The sequence below is a fragment of the Pseudoalteromonas sp. MEBiC 03607 genome (assembly GCF_004792295.1).
GTDB lineage: Bacteria > Pseudomonadota > Gammaproteobacteria > Enterobacterales > Alteromonadaceae > Pseudoalteromonas > Pseudoalteromonas lipolytica_C.
On record NZ_SRRY01000001.1, the window covers coordinates 3,592,863 to 3,617,415 of the forward strand.

General features: G+C 42.7%; 20 protein-coding genes. 7 read left to right on the plus strand and 13 right to left on the minus strand.

All coding sequences use genetic code 11. The annotated features are described in order from the left end of the window. Positions 1 to 10 precede the first annotated feature (10 nt). Complete coding sequence (locus E5N72_RS16360) at positions 11 to 733, plus strand: 3-deoxy-D-manno-octulosonic acid kinase (RefSeq protein WP_135926086.1); 723 nt, start codon at positions 11 to 13, stop codon at positions 731 to 733. Here the strand turns inward: E5N72_RS16360 and hldE are convergent. The 3 genes from hldE to E5N72_RS16375 are packed head-to-tail and all read right to left on the minus strand — an operon-like array spanning position 723 to position 4,271. Then, positions 723 to 2,162: a bifunctional D-glycero-beta-D-manno-heptose-7-phosphate kinase/D-glycero-beta-D-manno-heptose 1-phosphate adenylyltransferase HldE gene (gene hldE / locus E5N72_RS16365; RefSeq protein WP_135926087.1), complete on the minus strand. Its 1,440-nt coding sequence runs from the start codon at positions 2,160 to 2,162 to the stop codon at positions 723 to 725. The two genes, E5N72_RS16360 and hldE, sit on opposite strands and share 11 nt — an antisense overlap. Next, entirely contained in the window at positions 2,162 to 2,752 is a 591-nt protein-coding gene (locus E5N72_RS16370) for an SIS domain-containing protein (RefSeq protein ID WP_135926088.1), read from the minus strand. The genes hldE and E5N72_RS16370 overlap by 1 nt, the downstream gene beginning before the upstream one ends. Before the next feature lie 31 nt (positions 2,753 to 2,783). After that, positions 2,784 to 4,271: a capsule assembly Wzi family protein gene (locus E5N72_RS16375; protein ID WP_135926089.1), complete on the minus strand. Its 1,488-nt coding sequence runs from the start codon at positions 4,269 to 4,271 to the stop codon at positions 2,784 to 2,786. A gap of 153 nt (positions 4,272 to 4,424) precedes the next feature. On the opposite strand from E5N72_RS16375, the gene waaA reads away from it, so the two are divergent. Further along, on the plus strand, positions 4,425 to 5,684 hold the full coding sequence (waaA, locus tag E5N72_RS16380; protein ID WP_135926090.1) for a lipid IV(A) 3-deoxy-D-manno-octulosonic acid transferase: 1,260 nt from the start codon (positions 4,425 to 4,427) through the stop codon (positions 5,682 to 5,684). A gap of 45 nt (positions 5,685 to 5,729) precedes the next feature. Beyond that, positions 5,730 to 6,272, plus strand: coding sequence for a DUF1415 domain-containing protein (locus tag E5N72_RS16385; RefSeq protein WP_135926315.1), 543 nt, complete (start codon positions 5,730 to 5,732; stop codon positions 6,270 to 6,272). Positions 6,273 to 6,336: 64 nt separating this feature from the next. Here E5N72_RS16385 and E5N72_RS16390 read toward each other — a convergent pair whose 3' ends face one another. From E5N72_RS16390 to purL, 4 genes are all read right to left on the minus strand, one after another. Further along, positions 6,337 to 6,672: a YdbL family protein gene (locus tag E5N72_RS16390; protein WP_135926091.1), complete on the minus strand. Its 336-nt coding sequence runs from the start codon at positions 6,670 to 6,672 to the stop codon at positions 6,337 to 6,339. A 9-nt stretch (positions 6,673 to 6,681) separates the two neighbouring features. Further along, complete coding sequence (locus tag E5N72_RS16395) at positions 6,682 to 6,864, minus strand: YnbE family lipoprotein (RefSeq protein ID WP_054551055.1); 183 nt, start codon at positions 6,862 to 6,864, stop codon at positions 6,682 to 6,684. Beyond that, on the minus strand, positions 6,857 to 9,328 hold the full coding sequence (locus tag E5N72_RS16400; RefSeq protein ID WP_135926092.1) for a YdbH domain-containing protein: 2,472 nt from the start codon (positions 9,326 to 9,328) through the stop codon (positions 6,857 to 6,859). Before E5N72_RS16400 ends, E5N72_RS16395 begins: the two co-directional genes overlap by 8 nt. A gap of 134 nt (positions 9,329 to 9,462) precedes the next feature. Beyond that, on the minus strand, positions 9,463 to 13,347 hold the full coding sequence (purL, locus tag E5N72_RS16405; protein ID WP_135926093.1) for a phosphoribosylformylglycinamidine synthase: 3,885 nt from the start codon (positions 13,345 to 13,347) through the stop codon (positions 9,463 to 9,465). Between the two features lie 311 nt (positions 13,348 to 13,658). Here purL and mltF point away from each other — a divergent pair, with 311 nt between their 5' ends. Both mltF and E5N72_RS20645 read left to right on the plus strand, forming a co-directional pair. Beyond that, entirely contained in the window at positions 13,659 to 15,125 is a 1,467-nt protein-coding gene (gene mltF / locus E5N72_RS16410; protein WP_135926094.1) for a membrane-bound lytic murein transglycosylase MltF, read from the plus strand. 358 nt (positions 15,126 to 15,483) lie between these two features. Then, positions 15,484 to 15,654, plus strand: a complete 171-nt coding sequence (locus E5N72_RS20645) for a hypothetical protein (RefSeq protein ID WP_167658517.1) — start codon at positions 15,484 to 15,486, stop codon at positions 15,652 to 15,654. Here E5N72_RS20645 and tadA read toward each other — a convergent pair whose 3' ends face one another. Beyond that, the gene (gene tadA / locus E5N72_RS16415; protein ID WP_135926095.1) at positions 15,655 to 16,152 is read right to left on the minus strand and encodes a tRNA adenosine(34) deaminase TadA; all 498 of its coding nucleotides are present in this window, start codon (positions 16,150 to 16,152) and stop codon (positions 15,655 to 15,657) included. Between the two features lie 180 nt (positions 16,153 to 16,332). Here tadA and E5N72_RS16420 point away from each other — a divergent pair, with 180 nt between their 5' ends. Beyond that, a complete protein-coding gene (locus E5N72_RS16420) occupies positions 16,333 to 17,637 on the plus strand; it encodes an inosine/guanosine kinase (protein WP_135926096.1) in 1,305 nt (434 codons plus the stop codon). Positions 17,638 to 17,643: 6 nt separating this feature from the next. Here E5N72_RS16420 and glsB read toward each other — a convergent pair whose 3' ends face one another. The 5 genes from glsB to ftsY all read right to left on the minus strand — a co-directional run bounded on the left by glsB (position 17,644) and on the right by ftsY (position 23,631). Continuing rightward, on the minus strand, positions 17,644 to 18,564 hold the full coding sequence (gene glsB / locus E5N72_RS16425; protein ID WP_135926097.1) for a glutaminase B: 921 nt from the start codon (positions 18,562 to 18,564) through the stop codon (positions 17,644 to 17,646). A 79-nt stretch (positions 18,565 to 18,643) separates the two neighbouring features. Next, positions 18,644 to 19,507: an RNA polymerase sigma factor RpoH gene (rpoH, locus tag E5N72_RS16430; protein WP_054551048.1), complete on the minus strand. Its 864-nt coding sequence runs from the start codon at positions 19,505 to 19,507 to the stop codon at positions 18,644 to 18,646. A gap of 279 nt (positions 19,508 to 19,786) precedes the next feature. Next, positions 19,787 to 20,773 (minus strand): permease-like cell division protein FtsX, encoded by a 987-nt coding sequence (gene ftsX / locus E5N72_RS16435; RefSeq protein ID WP_135926098.1) that lies wholly within the window; start codon positions 20,771 to 20,773, stop codon positions 19,787 to 19,789. Beyond that, positions 20,770 to 21,447, minus strand: coding sequence for a cell division ATP-binding protein FtsE (ftsE, locus tag E5N72_RS16440; protein WP_135926099.1), 678 nt, complete (start codon positions 21,445 to 21,447; stop codon positions 20,770 to 20,772). The genes ftsX and ftsE overlap by 4 nt, the downstream gene beginning before the upstream one ends. A 54-nt stretch (positions 21,448 to 21,501) precedes the next feature. Beyond that, complete coding sequence (gene ftsY, locus E5N72_RS16445; RefSeq protein ID WP_135926100.1) at positions 21,502 to 23,631, minus strand: signal recognition particle-docking protein FtsY; 2,130 nt, start codon at positions 23,629 to 23,631, stop codon at positions 21,502 to 21,504. Positions 23,632 to 23,841: 210 nt separating this feature from the next. Between ftsY and rsmD the strand changes: the two genes are divergently transcribed. Further along, positions 23,842 to 24,459 carry a 16S rRNA (guanine(966)-N(2))-methyltransferase RsmD gene (gene rsmD / locus E5N72_RS16450; protein WP_135926101.1) on the plus strand — a complete coding sequence of 206 codons (618 nt, stop codon included), beginning with the start codon at positions 23,842 to 23,844 and terminating at the stop codon, positions 24,457 to 24,459. Positions 24,460 to 24,553 lie beyond the last annotated feature (94 nt).

Sequence of the window (24,553 nt, forward strand, 5' to 3'; positions counted from 1 at the left end):
TGAAGTTGTTATGTTCGAAACTCAGCATCTACAAAACACCACCCTTTTGTGTCACCCTGACTACAAAGATGAGCTCACGCAACAGTGGTTCGATGCCAGCTACTGGCAACAACAAGAAAAAATAGTTGGCGCAAAAAAAGGCCGCGCAACAGCGTGGTTTTTTAAACATCAACAGCTCACAGGTGTTCTGCGCCACTATTGGCGAGGAGGACTCGTTGGTAAGCTACTCAGCGATCAGTACCTATACTTTGGCTTAAAACAAACCCGAGTTTATAAAGAATTTACACTAATGATGCGTTTGCGTGAGCTTGGCCTGAATGTGCCCACACCGATTGGGGCCAAAATTAAAACCAGCGGCTTTATCTATCGGGGCGATATCATCACCGAGGCAGTGACAGGCGCAAAAAGTGTGTTAGATATTTTAATCACTCGCCCACTAAGCCAGTCTGAACTCAAAGCGATTGCAGCCACCCTCAGCGATTTTCACAATCACGGGGTATACCACGCAGATTTAAACATCAATAACATCTTGTTCGATGATACTGGTACGGTGTTTATCATCGACTTTGACCGCGGTGAAATCAAAAAGCCGCACCCTAGCTGGCAAACAGAGAATATTAAACGCCTTGCTCGTTCATTTGCAAAAGAGCAAGGCCGTAACGAAGAAATGCATTGGCGACAAAGTGATTGGCAGTCACTAATATGTGACTACCAAGCTTTGCTTAAGACTTAATCTTGCTAATTACGTTAGATGTTGAGCAACCATTAAGAAACTCAAGCACTTCGACTTTACCGCCATGGCGTAATACATGATCAGCTCCGGCAATTTGGTCAACAGTGTAATCGCCGCCTTTTACTAGTACATCGGGGCTAATTTGCTCAATGAGCTTAGCTGGTGTGTCATTCTCTTCAACGCTACCAAATGGAATAACCCAGTCAACAGACGCCAGCGCACTTAAAACCATGGCACGTTCATCGAGTGGATTAATTGGTCTTTGTGGGCCTTTTAAGCGAGTGATAGACTCGTCATTATTTAAGCCAACAACAAGCCTGTCACCACGAGCTTTTGCCTGTGCAAGGTAGCGTACGTGACCTGCATGAAGAATATCAAAACAGCCATTAGTGAAAACAATTTTTTCACCATTTTGTTTGGCAAACTCTATATGCTGAAGTACATCTTCAAACGGTGTTTGATAATGCTCGCCAGTTTGCTGTAAATATTGACCAAGCTTACGGCTGAGTTCTTCAGGCGAAACAGTGGCAGCTCCAAGCTTGCTTACAGCAATACCTGCTGCAAGGTTGGCAATTTCAACAGCATCTTTTGCTGCCATACCAGCGCCTAGCATCACTGCTAATGTCGCAATTACAGTATCGCCGGCACCGGTTACATCGCTAACTTCAAGCTGTTGGGCTGCAAAATCATGTTTTTCTGTCTGACTAATTAACGACATACCATGCTCTGAGCGCGTTAATAGCATCGCAGCTATGCCCGCTTCACTAATTAATTTACGAGCACTGTCAGTCAAGTTTTGCTCAGAGTCCGTCAAACCACCAGCAAGCTTAAACTCATTTAGGTTAGGCGTAATATAGTCAGCACCACGGTATAAGCTTAAGTCTGATGATTTAGGGTCAATAAGCACTGTTTTGCCTGCTTTCTTTGCAACCTGAACCATTTGTTGAATTAAGCTCAGTGAGCCTTTGTTGTAATCAGAGAACAACACAAAGTCATAATCATCCAATACTAGCTCTAGGCGATTAAGTAATAGTTGACTGTGCTGGTCAGTGAAGGTTTCTTCAAGGTCTAAACGAACAACTTGCTGATGACGACTAATAACACGCATTTTAGAAATTGTCGGTAAGTCACACACACTTACAAGTTGCGAATCAATTTTTTCTGAACTTAAGATGGTTTCAAGAATTTGCCCGCTTTCATCTTCACCGACTAAACCTAATAGGCCTACTTTACCATCTAAACGAGCAATATTTTTTGCGACGTTTGCTGCACCACCGGCTTTGTCTTCAAATTTACTCACTTTCACAACCGGGACCGGTGCTTCAGGTGAAATTCGCCCAGAATCGCCATGCCAGTATCTATCTAGCATGACATCACCAACAACTAAAATACGTGCCTTTGAAAGGTTTTTTAGTAACGCTAAATCCATTACTTTTGCTCCGCTACAACCATATCGATGGCTTCACATAGCCAATGCCCGATGAACATGTGGGCTTCTTGAATACGTGCGGTTTCATCATTTTTAATAATAATAGGTAACTTAGCGATGTCTTTTACTTTGCCACCATCTCGGCCTGTTAATGCTACGGTAAAAGCGCCGATTTCATTAGCAGCAGCAAGCGCTAAATTAATATTAGGGCTAGTACCCGAGGTGGTTAAGCCAATAACCAAATCATCTGGCTTACACAGGGCCTGAACTTGGCGCTCGAATACAGTATCAAAGTGATAGTCATTGCTGTGCGCTGTTAAAATTGAGGTATCAGTAGTCAGTGCGATTGAAGCAAGTGGACCGCGCTCTAATTTATAACGCACCACAAACTCAGCAGCTAAGTGCTGTGCATCTGCCGCACTTCCGCCGTTACCAAACCAAATGACTTTGCCACCCGCTTGCAAAGCACTGTGACATGCTTCAAGTAATTGCATCACTTCTGGGTGGTAGGTCTCCATCGTTTCAAACAACATTTGATGGCGATTTAAACTTTCGAGGTAGCTTGCCGCTACAGAATCAAGATTAGACATATAAATTCCTTAAAAAGTATTAACGGCTTACTTACCAAAAATAGGCAACAGATAACCACGTATAGTTATCGCCAAATACATCTTCGCCATAGGTAAGAGTTGTCTCTAATGTATGCTCGTTTAATTGGCGTGTATTGCTTAATTGCAGTTCAACGGCACGCTCATAATCTCCGGTCGTTTGACCCCACTCATTTAGGTAATTACTTTCGTTTTCTATCAGTGTGAGTTTACTGCGCCAAAGTGAGCGGTAGTTTTCACTATAAGTTAACTCCATGCTGTGCACTTGCGTCGGTGGCGCATCAGCATAAACTCTCGCAACACCATTGGCATGTAACTCAGTATAACGTTGATCAGCCGCATAATGACCCGTTACAAAACCACCCACTGTATTACCATATACTGGATAAATCTCATTGACGTACCACAGGCTGTGCATGTTGGTATATTCATACCTAAGCGACATTGTATTACTCAGTTTTGGCAAGAAGAAGCCAAAATTGCTAACAGTATTACCAAATTGGTAGTTTTTGTGGTCTTTTGTGTCTTCACCACCATATTCAAAGTAAAGTTCAACTGGCATTCCCCAATTAAAATTCACCGTGCTGGTAATTGTTACGTATTGGTCACCTAACTCATTATCTTTACTACCAGTGAGCCCTGAGTTGTCATTGCCCGCAGGATCAAAAAATGCATCGACCACATCACCAACATCGACTTTGCGGGGGCCCCCACCAAACTGCATCATACGATTAAGGCCCAGCTTCCAACCATCAATCGGCTCAATACTAAAATGCGTCCCAGCGAGCTTTGGTGTGCCGCTATGGAGCTCATTTTGATAAAGAATACCATTATCGACATGCTCAAGCTCAGAATAATAAAGCTCAAAATCAAAATTCCACCAATTGTGGGCTGGTTTTACCATACCCAATGAAATCGAAGGTGCTGTTTTAGCATTGGTAGAAATAATCTGCGCAGAATGTTTAAACGGCGAGAACCAGTGTTCTTTATAACCAAGATTTAACTGTAAATCTTCGCCTGCAAAACTTATAAACGAATTATAATTTACAAATTTATTAGCTTTAGCTCGGTAATCTACACCCACTTGTACCAAGGTGTAATCATTAGCACGCCAAATACCTTCAAAAAAACCTTGCCCCCATTCATCCGAGCTTAGGCCTCTTTGATTCGCTATTTTCTTTGCATTATCCGTATCTACTTGTAGTTTTACACCGACACGAGTCACTGCATCATCACTTTGATATGGCTTTATTTTTGAACGAATAGCAGCAGCTAACCCAGGCTCTTCCTTTTCAAGTACAAGAAGTGCTTTCTCGACTTCTGCTAAACGATATGGTTTAGCCATAGGAGTGCCAATTGTTAGTGCAAACAAAGTATCTAATTGATGATCAAGCTGTGCGTCCATGCCAACAGGTAAATAAGCGGTGGGTGTTGCATATAAAGGCATAGCGCAACTTAAGAGAGCACCTACTACCGAGGCTTTTATCATTTTAAATTTCATAACTGCTTCGTTTATTTAATAAGTAATCGAAATACTACCAAATTACCTGAAACTAAACACTTAAAACTCTCATAGATAACCCTTTTTAACATTTTATATTTAGATAGCGTATGTTCCACGCTATCATAGGGTTTTATTCATATAGGCTAACCAATGGCGCGTATTATATATTCTTTACTCCTATACATTTTGAGTCCGCTAATTGTTTTTTACTTATATGTTTTGCGAGGTAAGAAAAACCAAGGCTACCGAATGCATTTTGCTGAACGCTTTGGCTATGCAGATTTATCGCGCCACGATATTGTTTTTCATTGTGCCTCTGTAGGTGAAGTGCTAGCGGCAACCCCGCTTATTAAGGCAGTTCAATTCGAACACCCTGCGCTTACGATTTTAGTAACCTGCAATACCCCAACTGGCCGCGAGCAAATAAAAAACAACTTTAACGATACTGTTAGCTGCTGTTATTTACCGATTGATTTTTTCTTCGCTACACAGCGTTTTTTAAAGCGTATCAAGCCAAAGGTACTGTGTATTTTAGAAACAGAGCTGTGGCCTAACCTTATGGCTCAAAGCAACAACTACGGCACAAAAGTACTTGTTTTAAATGCCCGGCTTTCAGCTAAATCACAGCAAGGCTATCAAAAGGTGATGCCATTAACTAAGCTGATCATGCAATCAATTAGCGACCTTGCTAGTCATAATCAAGATGATGCCAAACGTTTTATTGAACTAGGTTTAAAACCTGAAAAGGCTCGCGTGTTTGGCTCAATTAAATTTGATATCACGCCGTCAGATGAGCAATTAAATAAAGTCGCAACACTTAAAAATCAGTATAACAACGAGCGCTTTATCTGGGTTGCAGGCTCCACTCACCCTGTTGAACATGAGCTTATTTTAAGTGCTCATAAAAAGCTGTTAAAAGCCTTGCCCAACGCTCTTTTGATTATTGCTCCGCGTCACCCCGAGCAATTTGATAAAGTCGCTGAAGTTTTAAAAAACTCAGATATGAGCTTTAGCCGTCGCAGTGCAGATAACTATAACAACCAGCAAGTTGTGCTAGCGGATACGTTAGGCGAGCTACAATGCTTATATGGAGTGGCAAACATCAGCTATATTGGCGGTAGTTTAATAGAGCGAGGCGGCCATAATCCGTTAGAGTCAGCAGCGTTTTCGGTTGGCGTATTAGCAGGCCCTCATACCTATAACTTTGACCATATTTACCCTGAGCTGATTAGTGCTCAAGGAGCTAAAATTGTCACTGATGAAAACCAACTTGCTGATACGCTTATCGCTTTGAGTAATGATGCAGAACAGGCCATAAAGCTTGGTCAACAAGCTGCAAAATGCGTGGCTAATAATCAAGGTGCTATCAGTAAAACGGTTAATTTAATTGAGCTTTACTTAGAAAAGTAAAATAGAGACATAGAATAGAGAAATAACGTGACTTCAAAGCAAGTGATGAATCGCCCAGAAAAACAAATGCGTGAATGGGTATCAAGTGTAATCGTGAAATACAATTTCTGCCCGTTTGCCCGCAAAGAAGTTGAAAGCAATTGCATTCATTATCAAATCAGCCAGTCTATTACACTTGATGATGCGGTAATGGATATGCTTGAGCAGTGTAGCGAGTTAGACCAACAAGCACAGCGTGAAACAACCCTGTTGATGTTTGAGCAAGGCTTTAAGGATTTTGAAGAGTTCTTAGATTTAGTCGATTTAGCCAATGCGCTTTTAGCTGCACAAGGTTATGAGGGTAAGTATCAAATAGCTAACTTTCATCCTGACTATGTGTTTGCCGATAGCGATGACAGCGATGCTGCAAACTATACTAACCGCGCACCTTATCCAACACTACATTTGATCCGTGAAGCCAGTATGAGCGAAGCGTTAGATAACTACAATGAACCTGAGTCTATCCCAGAGCACAACATTAAACTTGCAAGACGTAAAGGCATCGACTTTTGGCAGCAGCTATTACAAAGCTGCATCGATAAACGCTAACGCCTGCCGGCGTTATAAAGATAAAAAGCCAGCAATGCTGGCTTTTCTAATTTAACTTAGTGAGTTATTTTTTTACCCACTCACCGTTCACTTCAATGTAGTGACCCGGCTTAGTTTTCTCGATAGTTTTAGCAGCTGCAAGTGCTTCTACCTGCGCTAACGAAAGATTATTCTTTTTCGCTAGCTTTAAGTACTGCTCTTTGCGCTTTGCATTAATTTCATCAACGACTGCTTTTGCTTCACTATTATTAACCACTAAACCTAAATAGCCTGAGCTATCTTCACCCACTAAGCCTTGGCTCTTTGCGTCATCAAGGCTAATAGCCCACGCAGAAAAAGAGAAACAAACAGCACTGATCAAGGTGATCACATTTAGTTTTTTAAGTTGTAATTTACGCATGTGTGCTCCTTAGAATAATTCGCTGTCATCACTGAATAAGGTATCAAGTTCTTTATCCACTTTTACGCGGATCTCATGGTCAACTTTTACATTTAAGTTGATTGTAATCGGCTCTTTTGCTGCCACCTCAACACGGTGAGTACAGGCACTCAGCATGCCTACTGCCGTCAGCATTACTAACCACTTAGCCATCATTGCTTCCTTTTTTTGCATACTCTTTCTCAACTTTTTGAGTAATTTCATCACTTAAACGCAGCGCTCTAAGTAAAGTAAATACATTCTCTTCATGGTTATAATTAAAGTTCACTGCTTGCTGCTGCGCTTCATTATAACCTTCTAAATTAACACCTAAATGTAACCAACCATCAGGTTTGAGGTTAACACTGCTGCGTAGTTTTTTAATATCTAAATTCTCAAGTAAACTCAGCGTGGTACTCAGCTCCTGTTGCTGCGCTTTTACAGCTTCAAAACCCGCATTATTGGTGATCAGTAATTTACCATCACCTTGATTAACTAGCTGCCCTTGCTTTACCTCTATTCCCTGTTTGCTTATAACAACAGGTAAGGTGCCCGCTAAGCGCCCGCTTAAACTAATTCCAGACTCAGCATCAAGGGTGACTAATTTGCTGGCATCAATATTTTCAAACTTAACGGTCGCGGTTTGGTTGTCACTCAGTGGGCAGTATTTATTCACCACAAATTTGCCGCCCATAACTTGACCGGTTAGATCAGCTGCGCAAGGCTGATTAGCCGTTACCTGCAACTGACCCTGCATATTTTTGACCACAGCACCTGCGCGCAGTTCATTGAGTGTAAATTTAGTCGCTGCAATATTAAGCTTCCCTGAATTAAACGTCCCATCTAAATCCACGGCAAAATCATTTGCTAGGTAGTCATTATAAAGCGCACTGAGTTTATTAATGTGAACACTACCTTCTGCTTGCTGAAGATTTACATCACCTTTAATAATCCCTGAAACCACCCCATCAGTGATGGTTGCAAGGGGCTCAAACTGAGCAATTATCGGATTAAGCTTGGATACTGCCTGCTCAGGTATCACCAATTCAAATGGGTGCGCAACCTTAGACATATGATGGCTAACAAGCGCTTCAAAGCCATCAGCAAACACATGATGCGTTGCCTGCAAAGCGCGGCTTTGTAGGGCATTTGTAACGACAGACAACTTATTTAAAGTAAATTCAGGTGTTGATAATTTAGCAGCCGTGGTTTTGGCATCAATATCAGCAAATAATTCCCCCACACTGAGATCTGTACTAAGGGTTAGCTCATTACTGATTTTTGCTGCGTTAATATCATTATAATTTAATGATTTAACCTTACTGTTGGCTTTAACAATTAAGTGTTGCTCGGCATTATGCTCTGCCTCAATCGTGCTGGTAAAGTCGGCTATCTGAGCAGCCGATATAAGCGCGTTTTTAACACTGACATTTGCGTTCAATCTAGCAGCTATCGGGCTAGAAAATAACTCATCGATATTTAGCTTTCCTTTAGCCCCAATACCCTCAACCAGAGCACCGTCAGCCTGAAAATCCAAAAATGCAGGGAGTGAATCAAGTGACAGTTGAAAATCAGCGCTAACGTCACTTTCATGCAAATGCGCATTGAGCTTTAGCTCATCAATATCTTTACTGTTAAAATCAATACTAACTTGGCTATTAAGTGATGCGAGCGGATCCTGTAAAGAAAGGGTCGTATTAATGACTGTCACTTCACTTTGCCCTTCAGCTGCTAGCAATTTTACGATTGGGACTGATAGCTGCTCGGCTTCTACACTAACTGGTTTTTCAATTTCTAACTGCCAAGTAAGCGGTAGCTGCGCTTCAATAAATGATTGATGCTGTTGGTCTTTGATGATGCTTAAACATGCTTGGTTTGCGCTAAGTTGATTTTGTATCGCTGATAAATCCGCAGATAAATGCTGTTGGTTTAATTGATACTTCGCACTCAGTTGCCCTTCAGTGGTAAAACCTAGGTCGCATTGCGCTAGAGCATGCTGATAACTTGCATTGATGGTGCTTTCAATTGCAACCGTAATACCATCAAACTTAACCTGCGATTGAGTGCCAAAATGGCTGCTTGCTGGCAATGTTATGAACCGCCTAGCTACTTGCTCATCAAGGGTAAGATCGGCTTTTATTTCATAATTAGATATTTCAACATCTGCATTAAGATCACGTGAAATCGTAAAATGGTTTAAGCGTTTTTCTTGTATTGCCAACCTAACAGGGCTATCGGTAAACGGTGAGACTACATCAAGCTGCTCAATGCTTATTAGCGGTCTTTGCTCTGGTAATACTAAAGCGAGCTTTTTAAATTCAGTCTGTGCTGATTCTGGTTGTTGTTTATTTGCAAGGTCGCTAACGATGAGATTAGCGCGAGAAACCCTAACCTGTTGCTTGTTAGCAAGGATGCCAGCTAACTCTATTTGCTGCCCTTGATAAGTTAAGCATAATTTCTCGATATTTAAATCAAGCTGGCTGGTCAATGACCAATCAATGCAGTGAAGCTCAGCGCCATTTTTACTAAGCATAGGCGTTAAGTACCACGATGTCAGTGGTAGCCTGAACAGATACGCCAACAGCAGCATGCTTAGCACGATACCTAGCAACCCTACGCTTACCCGCTTAAAACTCAAAAAACTCTCCTTGCCTTTGAACTTACACTTACTAGCACCATTATAAACAAAAAGGCTGCACTTAATAGTGCAGCCTTTTTAGTTTAAACGATTTGTATGAACCTAGCTTGTATAGCTAGGTATATAGCTAAGTTTTAGCCAACGTTTTTACGTGCGTTGCGGAACATACGCATCCATGGGCTATCTTCACGCCACTCATCTGGGTGCCATGAGTTAGCAACAGTACGGAATACACGCTCTGGGTGCGGCATCATAACCGTGGCACGACCATCAGTAGAGGTAATACCTGTGATACCTTCAGGCGAGCCGTTCGGGTTAGCTGGGTATTGCGTTGTTGGGTTACCGTAGTTATCAACAAACTTCACTGCCACAGTGCCTGACTCAAGCGCAGCTTTAACTGCATCGCTGTTAGCGAATTCAGCATGACCTTCACCATGAGAAACAGCGATAGGCATACGAGAACCAGCCATACCGTTAAAGAATACTGATGGGTTTTCTTGCACCTCTACAAGGCTAAAGCGAGCTTCAAAGCGCTCTGACTTGTTGGTTACAAAACGTGGCCAGTGCTCAGTGCCTGGGATCAACTCTTTCAATGTTGAAAGCATTTGACAGCCATTACACACACCTAGGCTGAATGTATCTTCGCGGTGGAAGAAGCTTTGGAACTGCTCACGCGCCATCTCATTAAATAAGATTGACTTAGCCCAGCCTTCACCTGCGCCTAATACGTCACCGTAAGAGAAACCACCACATGCCACTAAGCCTTTAAATTGCTCAAGTGTTAAACGACCTTCAAGGATGTCGCTCATGTGTACGTCAACCGCTGCAAAGCCAGCACGGTTAAATGCCGCAGCCATTTCTAAATGAGAGTTAACACCTTGCTCACGTAGAATCGCCATTTTCGGCTTCGCACCAGTTGCAATGTAAGGCGCAGCAACGTCTTCGTTTAAGTCAAAGCTTAGTTTTACGTTAAGACCTGGGTCTTTTGCGTCAAACTTAGCGTCAAATTCTTGCTTAGCACACTCTGGGTTATCGCGACGTGCTTGCATTTGGTAAGTTGTTTCAGCCCAAATAGTGCGAAGCTCAGTACGCGTGTGGTTAAGCACCACATCATCACCACGAGTGAATACCACGCGGTCATCAGCGTTTAGTGTACCAATTTCATGGCTGATAGCTGCTAAGCCGTGATCAGCAAGAACGGCTTTAACTGCATCTAAATCAGCGTTTGCCACTTGGATAACCGCACCTAGCTCTTCATTATAAAGCGCTTCGATGTCTGAACCTGTAAGGCCTGCAAGGTCAACAGTAACACCCGTGTGACCAGCAAATGCCATTTCCGCAACAGTTGTGAATAAACCACCGTCTGAACGGTCATGGTAGGCAAGTAACTTGTTATCAGCAACAAGCGCTTGCATTGCTTCATAGAAACCTTTTAATAACTCAGGGCTATCAACATCAGGTGTTACATCACCTAATTGCTTATAAACCTGTGCAAGGCTTGATGCACCCATACGGTTTTGACCCGCACCTAAATCAACTAATAATAGTGATGATTCACCTTTATCAGTGCGTAGCTGTGGCGTTACTGTTTTACGCACATCTTCAACACGACCAAAGGCAGTGATGATTAGTGATAATGGTGCAGTAACCGATTTTTGCTCACCGTTTTCATCCCATTGAGTTTTCATCGACATTGAGTCTTTACCCACAGGAATTGTTAAACCAAGTGCCGGACAAAGCTCTTCACCTACCGCTTTAACAGCTTCGTAAAGACCCGCATCTTCGCCAGGGTGACCAGCTGCGGCCATCCAGTTTGCAGATAGCTTGATATTTTCAAGGCCACCGATGTTAGCACACGCGATGTTCGTTAATGACTCAGCCACAGCTAAACGAGCAGAAGCTCCATAGTTTAACAGTGCAGCTGGTGTACGTTCACCTAGTGACATTGCTTCACCGTGGTAAGTATCAAACGCAGCGGCTGTTACCGCACAGTTTGCTACTGGCACCTGCCAAGGACCTACCATTTGGTCACGCGCAACTAAACCCGTTACCGTGCGGTCACCAATGGTGATTAAGAATGTTTTTTCAGCAATCGTTGGTAAGCGTAATAAACGTTGTGCGGCATCTGCAGCATCAATGTTTGCAACGTCTAATGGTTGCGATTGTGCTTTTTTAGACTCCACTTCGCGGTGCATTTTTGGTGCTTTACCAAGTAAAACATCAAGCGGTAGGTCAACAGGGTTGTTACCAAAGTAGCTATCTTCAACCGTTAAGTGGCGCTCTTCTGTTGCTTCACCGATAACTGCGTATTGTGCACGTTCACGTTTACAGATTGCTTCAAAGCGCGCGAAGTCTTCAGCTGCAACTGCTAATACGTAACGCTCTTGAGATTCGTTACACCAAATTTCGTGTGGTGCCATACCCGGCTCATCGTTTGGAATATCACGAAGTTGGAATTTACCACCACGACCACCGTCGTCTACAAGCTCAGGGAATGCGTTTGAAAGACCACCTGCACCCACATCGTGAATGAAAGCGATTGGGTTTGCATCACCTAACTGCCAACATTTGTCGATAACTTCCTGACAACGACGTTCCATTTCTGGGTTTTCACGTTGTACCGATGCAAAGTCTAAATCTTCGTTCGATTGACCTGATGTCATACTAGACGCAGCACCACCACCAAGGCCGATGTTCATTGCCGGACCACCTAGTGCGATAAGTTTTGCACCAACTGGGATTTCACCTTTTTGAACATGTTCAGAACGAATGTTACCTAAACCACCTGCAAGCATGATTGGCTTGTGGTAACCACGTACTTCTTCACCGTTGTGGCTTGATACTTTTTCTTCGTAGGTACGGAAGTAACCAAGTAAGTTAGGACGACCAAATTCGTTATTGAATGCCGCGCCACCTAATGGACCTTCAGTCATGATATCTAGTGCATTAACGATACGACCAGGCTTACCAAAGTCGGTTTCCCATGGTTGCTCGTAACCAGGAATACGAAGGTTAGATACAGTGAAGCCCACTAAACCAGCTTTTGGTTTAGAACCACGACCTGTAGCACCTTCGTCACGAATCTCACCACCAGAACCTGTTGAAGCACCCGAGAATGGTGCAATCGCTGTTGGGTGATTGTGAGTTTCAACTTTCATCAAGATTTCGATGTTTTCTTGATGGTATGCGTACTCGCCTTCACTGTTCGGGAAGAAACGACCCGCTACTGAGCCCTTCATTACCGCTGCGTTATCTTTGTATGCAGATAACACATTTTCAGGGTGTTGCTCGTAAGTGTTTTTGATCATTTTGAACAATGATTTTGGCTGTTCGATGCCATCAATTGTCCAGTCAGCATTAAAGATTTTATGACGACAATGCTCAGAGTTTGCTTGTGCAAACATAAATAATTCGATGTCGTTCGGGTTACGCCCTAACTTTTGGAAATTTTCTACCAAGTAATCGATTTCGTCATCTGCAAGCGCAAAACCTTGCTCAACATTGGCTTTAGCAAGTGCTTCACGGCCACCACCTAAAATGTCAACTGATGACATTGGACGCGGTTCATCGTGGCGGAATAATTTAGCTGCATCAGCCATATCCGCATGCGTTGCTTCAGTCATACGGTCGTGTAATAACGCTGCTACTTCAGCTGTTTGCTCAGCTGATAGATTACCTTCAACGTAGTATGCAATACCACGTTCAACACGGTGAACTTGGCTTAAGCCACAGTTGTGTGCGATGTCGGTTGCTTTTGATGCCCAAGGCGAGATAGTGCCAGGACGCGGCGTTACAAGAATTAACGTGCCTGCAGGGCTGTGCTCTGCAATCGTTGGACCATAAGTAAGCAGCTTTTCAAGCTTTGTTTGCTCATCAGCTGAAAGCTCAGCAGTAAGATCAGCAAAATGCATGAACTCAGCATAAACGTTAGTGACTGGAAGTTGTGCCTGTTGGCAACGCGCTAAAATTTTCTGAACTCTAAAATCGGAAAGTGCTGGTGCACCACGAAGGATCAACATAGGTATTTTCATCCGGGGTTAGGGATTGAACGATATTTTAGGCGCGTATTATAGTGCAAATAACGTCTAGATTTAACTCAAAATTGCGCTTTTATTTAAATAATCTTCATAACCGCGATTATGGTTGCAACAATTAACTATCTTAGTACTCTTTATTTTCCCGCAGGCTGTTGTTCTGTATGACTTATCTATTACCGCTACTATTACAGTTATTAATTTTTAAATAGAGATATAAAACTATATGCGAAGTGACGTGGCAGTGAAGTTTTGCTATAACGGTAACGTAATGGTTTAAGGGGCATTTCTAATTTATGCAAAAAATACTCGCTATATTTACGCTTGTGCTCATGTTGTGTGCATGCGATATGCAACAACAACCATCACAACTTGCTCATATCAAAGCACAGAATAAGATAAGAGTCGGCACCTTAGCCGGCGCGAGTAATTACTATCAAGCACCGCAAGGTGTGCAGGGTTTTGAGTACGAATTAGCACAAGAGTTTGCCGATTATGTTGGCGTAGAGCTCGAGATGGTGCCTTTTTTTAATCTTACAGATATGTTCTCTCGCCTCGAAAGTGGTGATTTAGACATTATTGCCTCTGGACTTACTTATAATACCATTCGGGCTGAACATTATCGTTTTGGGCCAACTTACCGCACCATTAGCCAAAAGCTAGTATACAAGCAAGGCCGCACTCGCCCTCGAGAATTTGCCGATTTAACGGGGAACCTAACGGTTCTTGCGAAAAGTAGTCACTCACTTGCATTACAGCAACTTAAACAGCTTCATCCAGACTTAAAATGGCATGAAACAGAAGATATGGATGAAGAAGAACTTCTGCAAGCTGTCATTGATGGTGAAATTGATTACACTCTCGCAGACTCTCACACCTTGTCATTATTTCGCCGCTACCACCCTAATTTAAGTATTGGCTTTTCAGTGACTCGTAACGACCCTATCGCTTGGTTACTAAGAAAGGATGGTGACGATTCTTTATATGCCTTGATGGTGCCCTTTTTTGGTGATGTAAAACAAAACAACCAACTTTATGTATTAGAAGAAAAGTATTTTGGCCACGTTCGTCAGTTTAATTATGTTAATACCCTAGCCTATATCGAAGCTATCAAAGAAACACTACCCAAATATCAACCTTGGTTTGAGCAATATTCAGGGAATATTGATTGGCGCTTACTGGCCGCCTTGAGCTATCAAGAGTCAATGTGGAACCCTAAAGCCAAGTCACCGACAGGTGTTCGCGGGATCATGATGCTTACGCAAACTACAGCAAAACAAGTTGGTGTTACTAACCGTTTAGAGCCTGAGCAAAATATCAAAGGCGGTGCCGAATATTTAGCGAAGGTTATTTCGTGGATCCCTGAACGTATTCCACAACCCGATAGAACTTGGTTTGCCTTAGCCTCTTATAATGTTGGCTGGGGCCACGTAAATGACGCGCGAATTATTACCGAGCAAGAAGGGGCAAGCCCCGATAAGTGGGCGGATGTAAAAAAACGCTTACCGCTTTTAATTAAAAAGCGTTATTATCGTAAAACCAAATATGGTTATGCACGTGGCGATGTTGCCGTGCAGTATGTTGACAATATTCGTCGTTATTACGATGCGTTGGTTTGGCTTGATGAAAATGATGCAATTGCTGACCCAAGTGAAGAAGAGCAAACCATTGAAGAGGTTAACACTTCCACAGAAACGAGCGAAAAGCCAAACGACACAACACAACCAGACCCCCAAGAGCAGCAGACGTTAGAAAACAACTAACCTAAAGCACCAGAAATCTGTTTACTTGTCATCAAATGATCATTATCTTCCTGTAGAGATCAATATACCCAAGCCACCTCAAGATGCAGAATTCAGCGCTTCACAGGTGCTTAATATCAAGGCGTTACTTTGCAAGAATGGCCATCCCTTTTAAGAAGTAACAACGATGAGAGTAAGTGCCTGTGAAACGCCCAAAGGGTTGGTTTAAAAGCGATTTATACTGCGTTATTGATTTTAACAATAGAACCACTATTACTTGCAATCAATGCCTTGCCTAAATCGCTTTTAATTCCAACTGAAACTCGCATCTTGAGGTGGCTTGGGTATATAATGCTTTTCTCTCACTTAAGGAGCACACATGTTAAAAAGAAGACGCAAGACACATAAGTTCAAGCGTAATGTTATTTACTCAACAGCGACACGCCGTCGTATCATGCTGCGTAATACACACAAAAAAGTTATTTGGCGTCGCCGCTTATTTGCGATGCAGTTAATGGAAGCTCAAGTTCCTGCAACGCCGGTTGTATAACTAGGCGTTGCGAGCTGCAAGCTTAGCCGCCTTTTTCTCTTCTCTACGACGCTTAAAAAACTTAGATATCACCGCCCCACACTGCTCACTCATAACTTCACCGGTTACTTCAACTTGATGATTAAGCCTTGGTTCTTGTAATAGATTCATAATAGAACCCGCAGAGCCCGTCTTGGCATCTTTAGCACCGTATACGAGTCGCTTGATACGGCTATGAACCAATAGTCCTGCACACATCGAACACGGCTCGAGGGTTACATACAAGGTGCAATCTATTAGGCGATAGTTATTAAGTACTTTGCCTGCTTCGCGGATTGCCATCATTTCTGCGTGAGCGGATGGGTCGTTATCGGTAATTGAGCGGTTATAGCCAAAAGCTATTAGTTGATTGTCTTTTACGAGCACAGCACCCACCGGAATTTCATTAATCGCTGCCGCTTCATTGGCAAAGCTCAATGCTTTTTCCATCCAATACTGGTCGCTAAATTGTTCGCTCATATATCACACAAATCTTGTAAAACTGTGAGTAATTATACCTAGTTAGTGAAAAATGTCGGCAATAAATACTGCTACACTTAAAAATTAACGCAAAATTTAGTGGCTTTTTCATGGCTCAACAGCCTCATATTGCGCTATAATCTCGCGCTTTTTTTATTTAGCTTACAACACGGGTAGCAAATGAAATTTCCTGGACGCCGCAGGCATAAACATTATTTTCCGGTGGAAGCCAAAGATCCACTGACGAATCAACTTAACTCAACCGAACGACTACAACGTAGTTATATTACGGGTATCGACCAAATTGTGGTGGATATTGAAGCGAAAGTTGATCAAGCTTTCCTAGATGAATTTCAATTGCGCCGTGGCATGTCGCAAGTAATCGATAGCGATATTACCAATGCGTTATACGACAGACTGAAACTCGACAACATGATCGACTATGAGTTTGCCGGCGGTACAGTAGGTAACACCATGCACAACTACTCAACACTAGCTGACGACCGTTCAGTGTTATTAGGAGTCATGAGTGAAAACATTAAAATTGGTAGCTATGCATACCGCTTTTTATGTAATACCTCTAGCCGTGTTGATCTTGATTATCTTCAGCCTGTAGACGGCCCAATTGGTCGCTGCTTTACCTTGATTGACGAAACAGGTGAACGTACCTTTGCGATCAGCGCTGGACTTATGAATCATCTTCGCCCTGAATCTATCGATCAAGAACTTATTGAGAACTCTTCAGCACTGGTGATCAGCGCATACCTAATGCGTACGCAAGGTGATGAAACCATGACAGAAGCCACCATGCAGGCAGTAAAATATGCCAATGATGCAGGCGTACCTGTGGTTTTAACGCTTGGAACTAAGTTCTTAATTGAACAAGACCCTACCTGGTGGGCTGATTTCGTTAAAGAACATGTTGATATTCTTGCGATGAACGAAGAAGAAGGGCTTGCTATTACTGGCTTTGAAGACCCACTTCTGGCTGCCGACAAAGCACTAGACTGGACAGACTTAGTTATTTGCACTGCCGGCGAAAAAGGCTTATTTATGGCAGGTTATGTAGACGATTCATTCAAGCGTGAAACAGAATATCCACTATTACCAGGTGCGATTGCTGACTTTAACCGCTATGAATTTTCGCGCGCTATGCGTAAAGACGATTGCCAAAACCCTATTCGTGCTTATAGCCACACAGCACCATTTATGGGCGGCCCAGACAGCATTAAAAACACCAATGGTGCAGGCGATTGCGCTCTTGCTGCGGTATTACATGACTTATCAGCAAACGTTTACCACAAACTTAATGTGGCAAACTCAGCGAAGCATCAGCAACCTGCAATGACTTACTCATCACTTGCACAAATTAGTAAATACGCTAACCGTGCAAGTTATGAAGTACTTGTTCAGCACTCTCCACGTTTATCGCGTGGTTTACCTGAACGTGAAGATTGTTTAGAGCAAGTTTACTGGGATCAGTAACCGCTTTTAGAAAATCGAAATATCCAGTTTCTGGGATAAACGCTCAAGAGCGGCTATCCCAGCTACTGAGTTACCATACGAATTAAGCCTTGGCGCCCAAACAGCCACAGTAAATTGATTCGGTAACACAGCTAATATAGTACCCGATACCCCTGACTTACCCGGCATGCCAACACGGTAGCCAAAATCTCCCGCAGCATCGTACAAACCACTGGTAAATAGTAACGAGTTTAACTGCTTATTTTGTCTGGCGTTGAGCACTTTATTGCCGCTGGCATCTTTACCTTGATTCGCTAAGTAATTGTAAGCTTTTGCTAATTCTATACAGTTAAGTTCAATGGCACAGAAGTTAAAGTAGGCCCATAACACATCATCAACCTCATTATTAAAGTTGCCAAATGATTTCATTAAATGCGCCATGGCGGCATTACGGTGACGAAACTCATATTCAGAATTTGCGACTTTTTTATCTATAACAACCTGAGGATTCCCTGATAACTGACGAAATGACTCAAGCATTGAATGCATCGGTGCTGATAAACGACTATATAAAGCATCACAGGTGACAATAGCACCGGCGTTAATAAATGGGTTGCGTGGTATACCCTGTTCAAATTCAAGCTGTGTTAGTGAGTTAAAGGCAGTACCTGAAGGCTCTTTTCCGACTCGTTGCCACAGCTCATCACCATAACGCTGAAGTGCTAAGGTTAAGGTCATTACTTTAGAAACAGATTGAATAGTAAAACGTGCACCACAATCACCCGCACAGTAGGTTTTCCCATCCACGGTATGAATCGCAATAGCGAACTGGTTGGGCTCAACCTCTGCAAGTGCAGGGATATAATCAGCAACCTTACCTTGACTCAGTAATGGCTGAACTTCTTTTGTGATTTCATCTAATACGTGTTGATAATCAATCTGTGACATACCGCGTCCTTAAAACAAAAAGCCCCGCATTTGCGAGGCTTTGTAGTCTACTAAAGATGGTTTGCTATAGCGATTGCTATTAGCTCATTGCTGATTGCAGTTTTTTCATCGCTGTTTTTTCTAGCTGGCGAACACGCTCTGCTGAAACGTTATATTTCTCAGCAAGTTCTTGCAGTGTTGCTTTGTCATCAGCTAACCAACGTGCACTTACAATGTCTTGTGAACGTTCATCAAGGGTTTTTAACGCACTGAATAAACGAGCATGAGATTGCTCTTGCCATTGCTGCTCTTCGATATCGTCAGCAAGGTCAGCACTGCCATCTGTTAAATATTGTACTGGCGAGTATGTGCTTGTCGGTGCGTCGTCATTGTCGTCGCCCGTTAAGTCAAAGCCCATATCTTGGCCACTCATACGTGATTCCATCTCACGTACTTCTTTTTCGCTTACACCTAGCTCATTAGCAACAGTGCTAACCTCAGCTTGGTTAAACCAACCTAGACGCTTTTTGTTTTTGCGTAGGTTGAAGAATAATTTACGTTGCGCTTTTGTTGTTGCAACTTTCACGATACGCCAGTTTTTCAGTACGTACTCATGAATTTCAGCTTTAATCCAATGTACTGCGAATGAGACTAAGCGAACACCTACACTTGGGTCGAAACGTTTTACCGCTTTCATCAGACCGATGTTACCTTCCTGAATTAAATCAGCTTGCGGTAAGCCATAACCTGAATAGCTTTTCGCAATATGAGCAACAAAGCGTAGATGCGACATAATGAGTTGCTTCGCAGCTTCAAGATCACCTTCTTCCTGAAGACGTGTCGCCAACTGCTTTTCTTTCTCTGCATCAAGCATAGGAATAGTGCTAACCGCTTGAAGGTAGCCGTCCATACTTGCGCTCTGTTGACCTGCAGTAAGTGCCATTGCGTATAAATCTTTACTCATTTTTCACCTCAGTGATAAACATTTGAAACCATCTTAGCACTCTTTAAGCGAGAGTGCTAACTTGAATTAAAAACTTTTTTAAAGTTCAAATCAAGTGGTTTTTTTAAGATAATTTTATTTTACTTTAAGGCGCTGAATAAGCGATGAATTCTAGCTTTTTAGGCGTTTTGAAAGGTAAATAGAGTATCCATTCAAAACCTAAATAAACAGCATAACGGCTAAATATGACAAATTAACGACAGTAAAAAGCGCTAAAATTATAGCGCTCAATACGACTAGCTAAACTTTATCAGGTTCTATTTCTTTTATATAACGGTTTACAGATAAGTAAGAACCAACAAATCCTAATCCAGTTGCAAGAGCAACTAAAATAGCAAACTCAGCCAAAGTTAATCCGATTAAATCAAAGCTTGTTTCATATACGCCAGCCACTTCACTCACCGCAGCTCCTAGCCACCACATCATTAAAGCAACACAAATAAAAGAGAACAAACCACCAATAATGCCGTACCAAATCCCTGTCCATAAAAATGGCGCATGAATAAAGGTGTTCGTTGCGCCAACTAATTTCATCACTTGAATTTCATCTTTCTTATCCATAATTGATAAACGGATAGTGTTACCGATGATCAAAGTGACGGAAGTTAATAATAGTAGAGCAATGGTAATAACGCTTTCTTTTAATAAACTTAAAAGTGCATTTAAGCGTTCAAGCCAAGCAATATCGAGCTTACCAAAATCAACTTCTCTTTCGGCCTCCAGCTTTTGCAGTAATTGCTTGGCTGTATTCGGCTGACGGTATCGTGCTGTAGGCGTAACAATCACAACATCTGGCAACGGATTAGCATCTAAATACTCAAGTGCTTGACCAAATCCTGATACTTGTTTGAATTCAGTGAGGGCATCACCTTTTGAGATAAACTCCACTTTATCAACTTCTGGGTAGAGTGCTAAACGCTTAACTAAAGTTTGCGTTTGTTGCTCTGTCATAGTTTCTTTAACAAACAATGAGATCTCTGCTGCATCTTCAAAGCCACTGCTTACTTGTGAGACATTTTTGACTACTAAATAAAGTGTCGCAGGGAGCGTTAAACTTAACCCCAATACCGCAATGGTCATTAACGAGGCAAGAGGCGTTCGCCACATTTCACCCAAACTGTGAATACCTTGACGAATAAGGTTAAGAATAAAGAAGTACGGCGCTGCTAAAAGTGATTTTTTTTGGCGCTCATTTTGGCTAGGCCGGCTTTTAAATAATAAACTCATAGTGCCCCCTCAGCTAACGGGTCTTCAATCATACGACCATCTTTGAGCGTTAAACTGCGATAGCGCATGCGTGCAATAAGACCTATATCGTGAGTCGCAATAAGCACTGTAGTACCGTGGTTATTAAAATCTTCAAACAAACGCAGAATATCCATAGAAAGCTCAGGATCTAAGTTACCCGTTGGCTCATCGGCAAGTAGAATCGGGGGGGAGTTGACGATTGCTCGGGCTATACCAACACGTTGTTGCTCACCACCCGATAGTGTCGCAGGATTACATTTGGCTTTATCAAGTAAGCCCACTTTATCAAGCGCACCATTTACTCGTTTTGCAATTTGTTTATGATGCGTCCCTTCGATTATTAAAGGCAAAGCAACATTATCAAACACAGAGTAACGTTCTAATAAGCGGTGATTCTGAAAGATGATCCCTATATCGCGGCGCACATAAGGTATTTGCCGCGATTTAACAGCGTTTAAGTCTACACCATTAATAAGTACCTGCCCTGCCGATGGTCGCTCCATCAAACTTATGAGCTTTAGCAAAGTACTTTTACCTGCGCCACTGTGACCCGTTAAAAAGGCTAACTCGCCAGGCTTTATATGAAAACTAACTTTCTCAAGGGCACGGTGGCCACCTGGGTATGTTTTACTGACTTGCTGAAAATTTATCATTTTAATTATCAATCATCTTGCAGCGAAAAAGGGAGCACGCTCCCTTTTAATTAATTATGCATCGTCCTCATCTTGGCTGAATAGTGCATCAATGAAGTCATTACTATTAAATGTACGTAAATCATCAATACTCTCACCAACACCAATGTAACGAATTGGAATATTAAATTTATCTGCAACAGCGAAGATCACACCACCTTTAGCTGTACCATCAAGCTTAGATAAGGTGATCCCAGTTAAACCAACACATTCATTAAATAGTTTAACTTGGCTAATTGCATTTTGCCCTGTGCCAGCATCAATAGTTAACATGACTTCATGTGGCGCATCTGGGTCGATTTTTTTCATTACACGAGCAATTTTTTCAAGCTCTTGCATTAAGTTGTCTTTATTTTGCAAGCGCCCTGCTGTATCGGCGATTAACACATCAATGTTACGTGCTTTTGCAGCTTGAAATGCATCAAATACCACTGACGCACTGTCTGCACCTGTGTGCTGGGCAATAACCGGAATGCTATTACGCTCGCCCCACACTTGTAGCTGCTCAACCGCTGCAGCTCGGAAAGTATCACCAGCTGCAAGCATCACTGACTTACCTTCGTTTTGGAACTGCTTAGCTAATTTACCAATCGTGGTGGTTTTACCAACACCATTTACACCTACCATTAAGATAACAAATGGTTTTTTGTCACTAGGAATAACCAGCGGCTGCTCAGCCGTTTTGAGCATGCTTGCCATTTCTTGCTTCATCAGCTCGTAAAGCGCATCACCGTCTTTTAATTGCTTTCGGTCTGCTGCATCAGTTAGGTTATCAATCAACTTCATTGTTGTATCAACACCTAAATCAGCAGTCAGTAATTGTGTTTCTAGTTCTTCAAATAACTCATCATCTATTTTCTTACCACTAAAAATAGACGCAAAGCCTGAACCTATATTAACGCGAGTTTTTAATAGGCCTTTTTTAAGGCGTGCGAAGAAACCTTCTTTCTTTGGTTTTTCAGCCGCAGCTTGAGCAGCTTTTTCTTGCTCTAAACGTTCCGCCTCTGCTTGTTCTGCAGCGATTCGTTGTTGTTCTAAGCGCTCCGCCTCTGCTTGTTCTGCAGCAATTCGTTCTTGTTCTAAACGCTCCGCCTCTTCGGCAGCGATACGCTCTTGCTCTAAGCGCTCCGCCTCTGCTTTTTCGGCAGCAATTCGTTCTTGTTCTAAACGTTCCGCCTCTGCTTGTTCTGCAGCAATTCGTTCTTGTTCTAAACGCTCCGCCTCTTCGGCAGCGATACGCTCTTGCTCTAAGCGCTCCGCCTCTGCCTTTTCGGCAGCAACACGCTCTTGTTCTAAGCGTTCCGCCTCAGCCTTTTCGGCAGCTATACGTTCTTGTTCTAGGCGCTCCGCCTCTGCCTTTTCGGCAGCGATACGCTGTTGTTCTAAGCGCTCCGCCTCTGCCTTTTCGGCAGCAATACGCTCTTGCTCTAAACGCTCTGCTTGTGCCTTTTCGGCAGCAATACGCTCTTGCTCTAAACGCTCTGCTTGTGCTTTTTCAGCAGCAATGCGCTCTTGCTCTAAACGTTCAGCATCGCGTCTTTCGGCAGCAATGCGTTCTTGCTCTGCACGTTCAGCATCGCGTTTTTCTGCTGCAAGTTGCTCAGCTTCACGCTGCGCCTGTTCTGCTGCAGCACGTTCTTGCTCTAATTTCATTGCTGCTTCTTGCTCAGCAAGACGAGCTTGTTGTTCTTGGCGTTGTTGTTCTGCCGCTTGCTGCTCTTGAGCTAAACGTTCCGCCTCTGCTTTTTCAGCAGCGATGCGCTCTTGCTCTAAACGTTCAGCCTCTGCTTTTTCAGCAGCGATGCGCTCTTGTTCTAAGCGTTCCGCCTCGGCCTTTTCGGCAGCAATACGCTCTTGCTCTAAACGTTCAGCCTCAGCCTTTTCGGCAGCAATACGCTCTTGCTCTAAACGTTCAGCCTCAGCCTTTTCAGCAGCGATGCGCTCTTGTTCTAAGCGTTCCGCCTCGGCCTTTTCGGCAGCAATACGCTCTTGCTCTAAACGTTCAGCTTCTACCTTTTCAGCAGCGATGCGCTGTTGTTCTTCTAATTGCTTCTGGTTATCAGCCTCAGTCGCTGTTTGCTCTGCTTTTTGTTTTTCTGATTTGCCAAAACCAAACCAAGACAAGAATTTACTTTTTTTTGCCATACTTGCTAATAACCACTTATAAAAATCTGATAAACTTACATGAATAATAGTTTGGTGGTAGTCCAGCTAATTTAGCCAAACTAAAACGGATACCATCTATCGCTAGGGTCGCAATACTAACACTTTTAGCGCTTTAGAAAAATGACACGCTAGCCATTGCTTACAATATTATCTGAGCAAGTGGTCAGTTACCAATGATTAGTGAGTTAAATGAGAAAAAAATCAACAGCTAAACGCCCAGTTAAAGCCGCTAACAATAAAACAGCCAATGGCTTTATTCGTATCATTAGTGGTCAATTCCGTGGCAGAAAACTGCCCGTAAAAGATGTGCAGGGCTTACGTCCGACCACAGATCGTATTAAAGAGACTGTATTTAACTGGCTAATGCAAGATACACGTGACGCAGCCGTACTCGATTGCTTTGCCGGCTCTGGAGGGCTTGGTTTTGAGGCACTTTCTCGTTTTGCAGCCAGCGCGGTATTTTTCGAACTCGACAAAAGCGCAACGGCGCAGTTGAATAGCAATATCGCTACTTTGCAACTTAAAAATGCCACAGTAAAGCATGGGGACAGCCTAACACTCTTAAACAATAATGCTGAGAACGATAAATTTGATTTGGTTTTTGTTGACCCACCATTCCGTCAGAATTTAGCCGAAAAAAGTTGTTTTTTGCTCGAATCAAATCACTGGTTAACTGAGCAAGCTCTTATCTATGTAGAGGTTGAAAGTGAGCTTAGTAATTTAGACATTCCTGATAACTGGCTGCTTTTAAAAGAAAAAACTGCAGGCCAAGTCCTTTGTAGATTGTATCAACGCGAAACAAATTAGCACTGTTTTGCCGACTCAGATTCTGTTAATATTATCCTTTACATGTGGTGTTGCTTCGGATTACAATACCGCACCATTTTTGAACCACTTGATC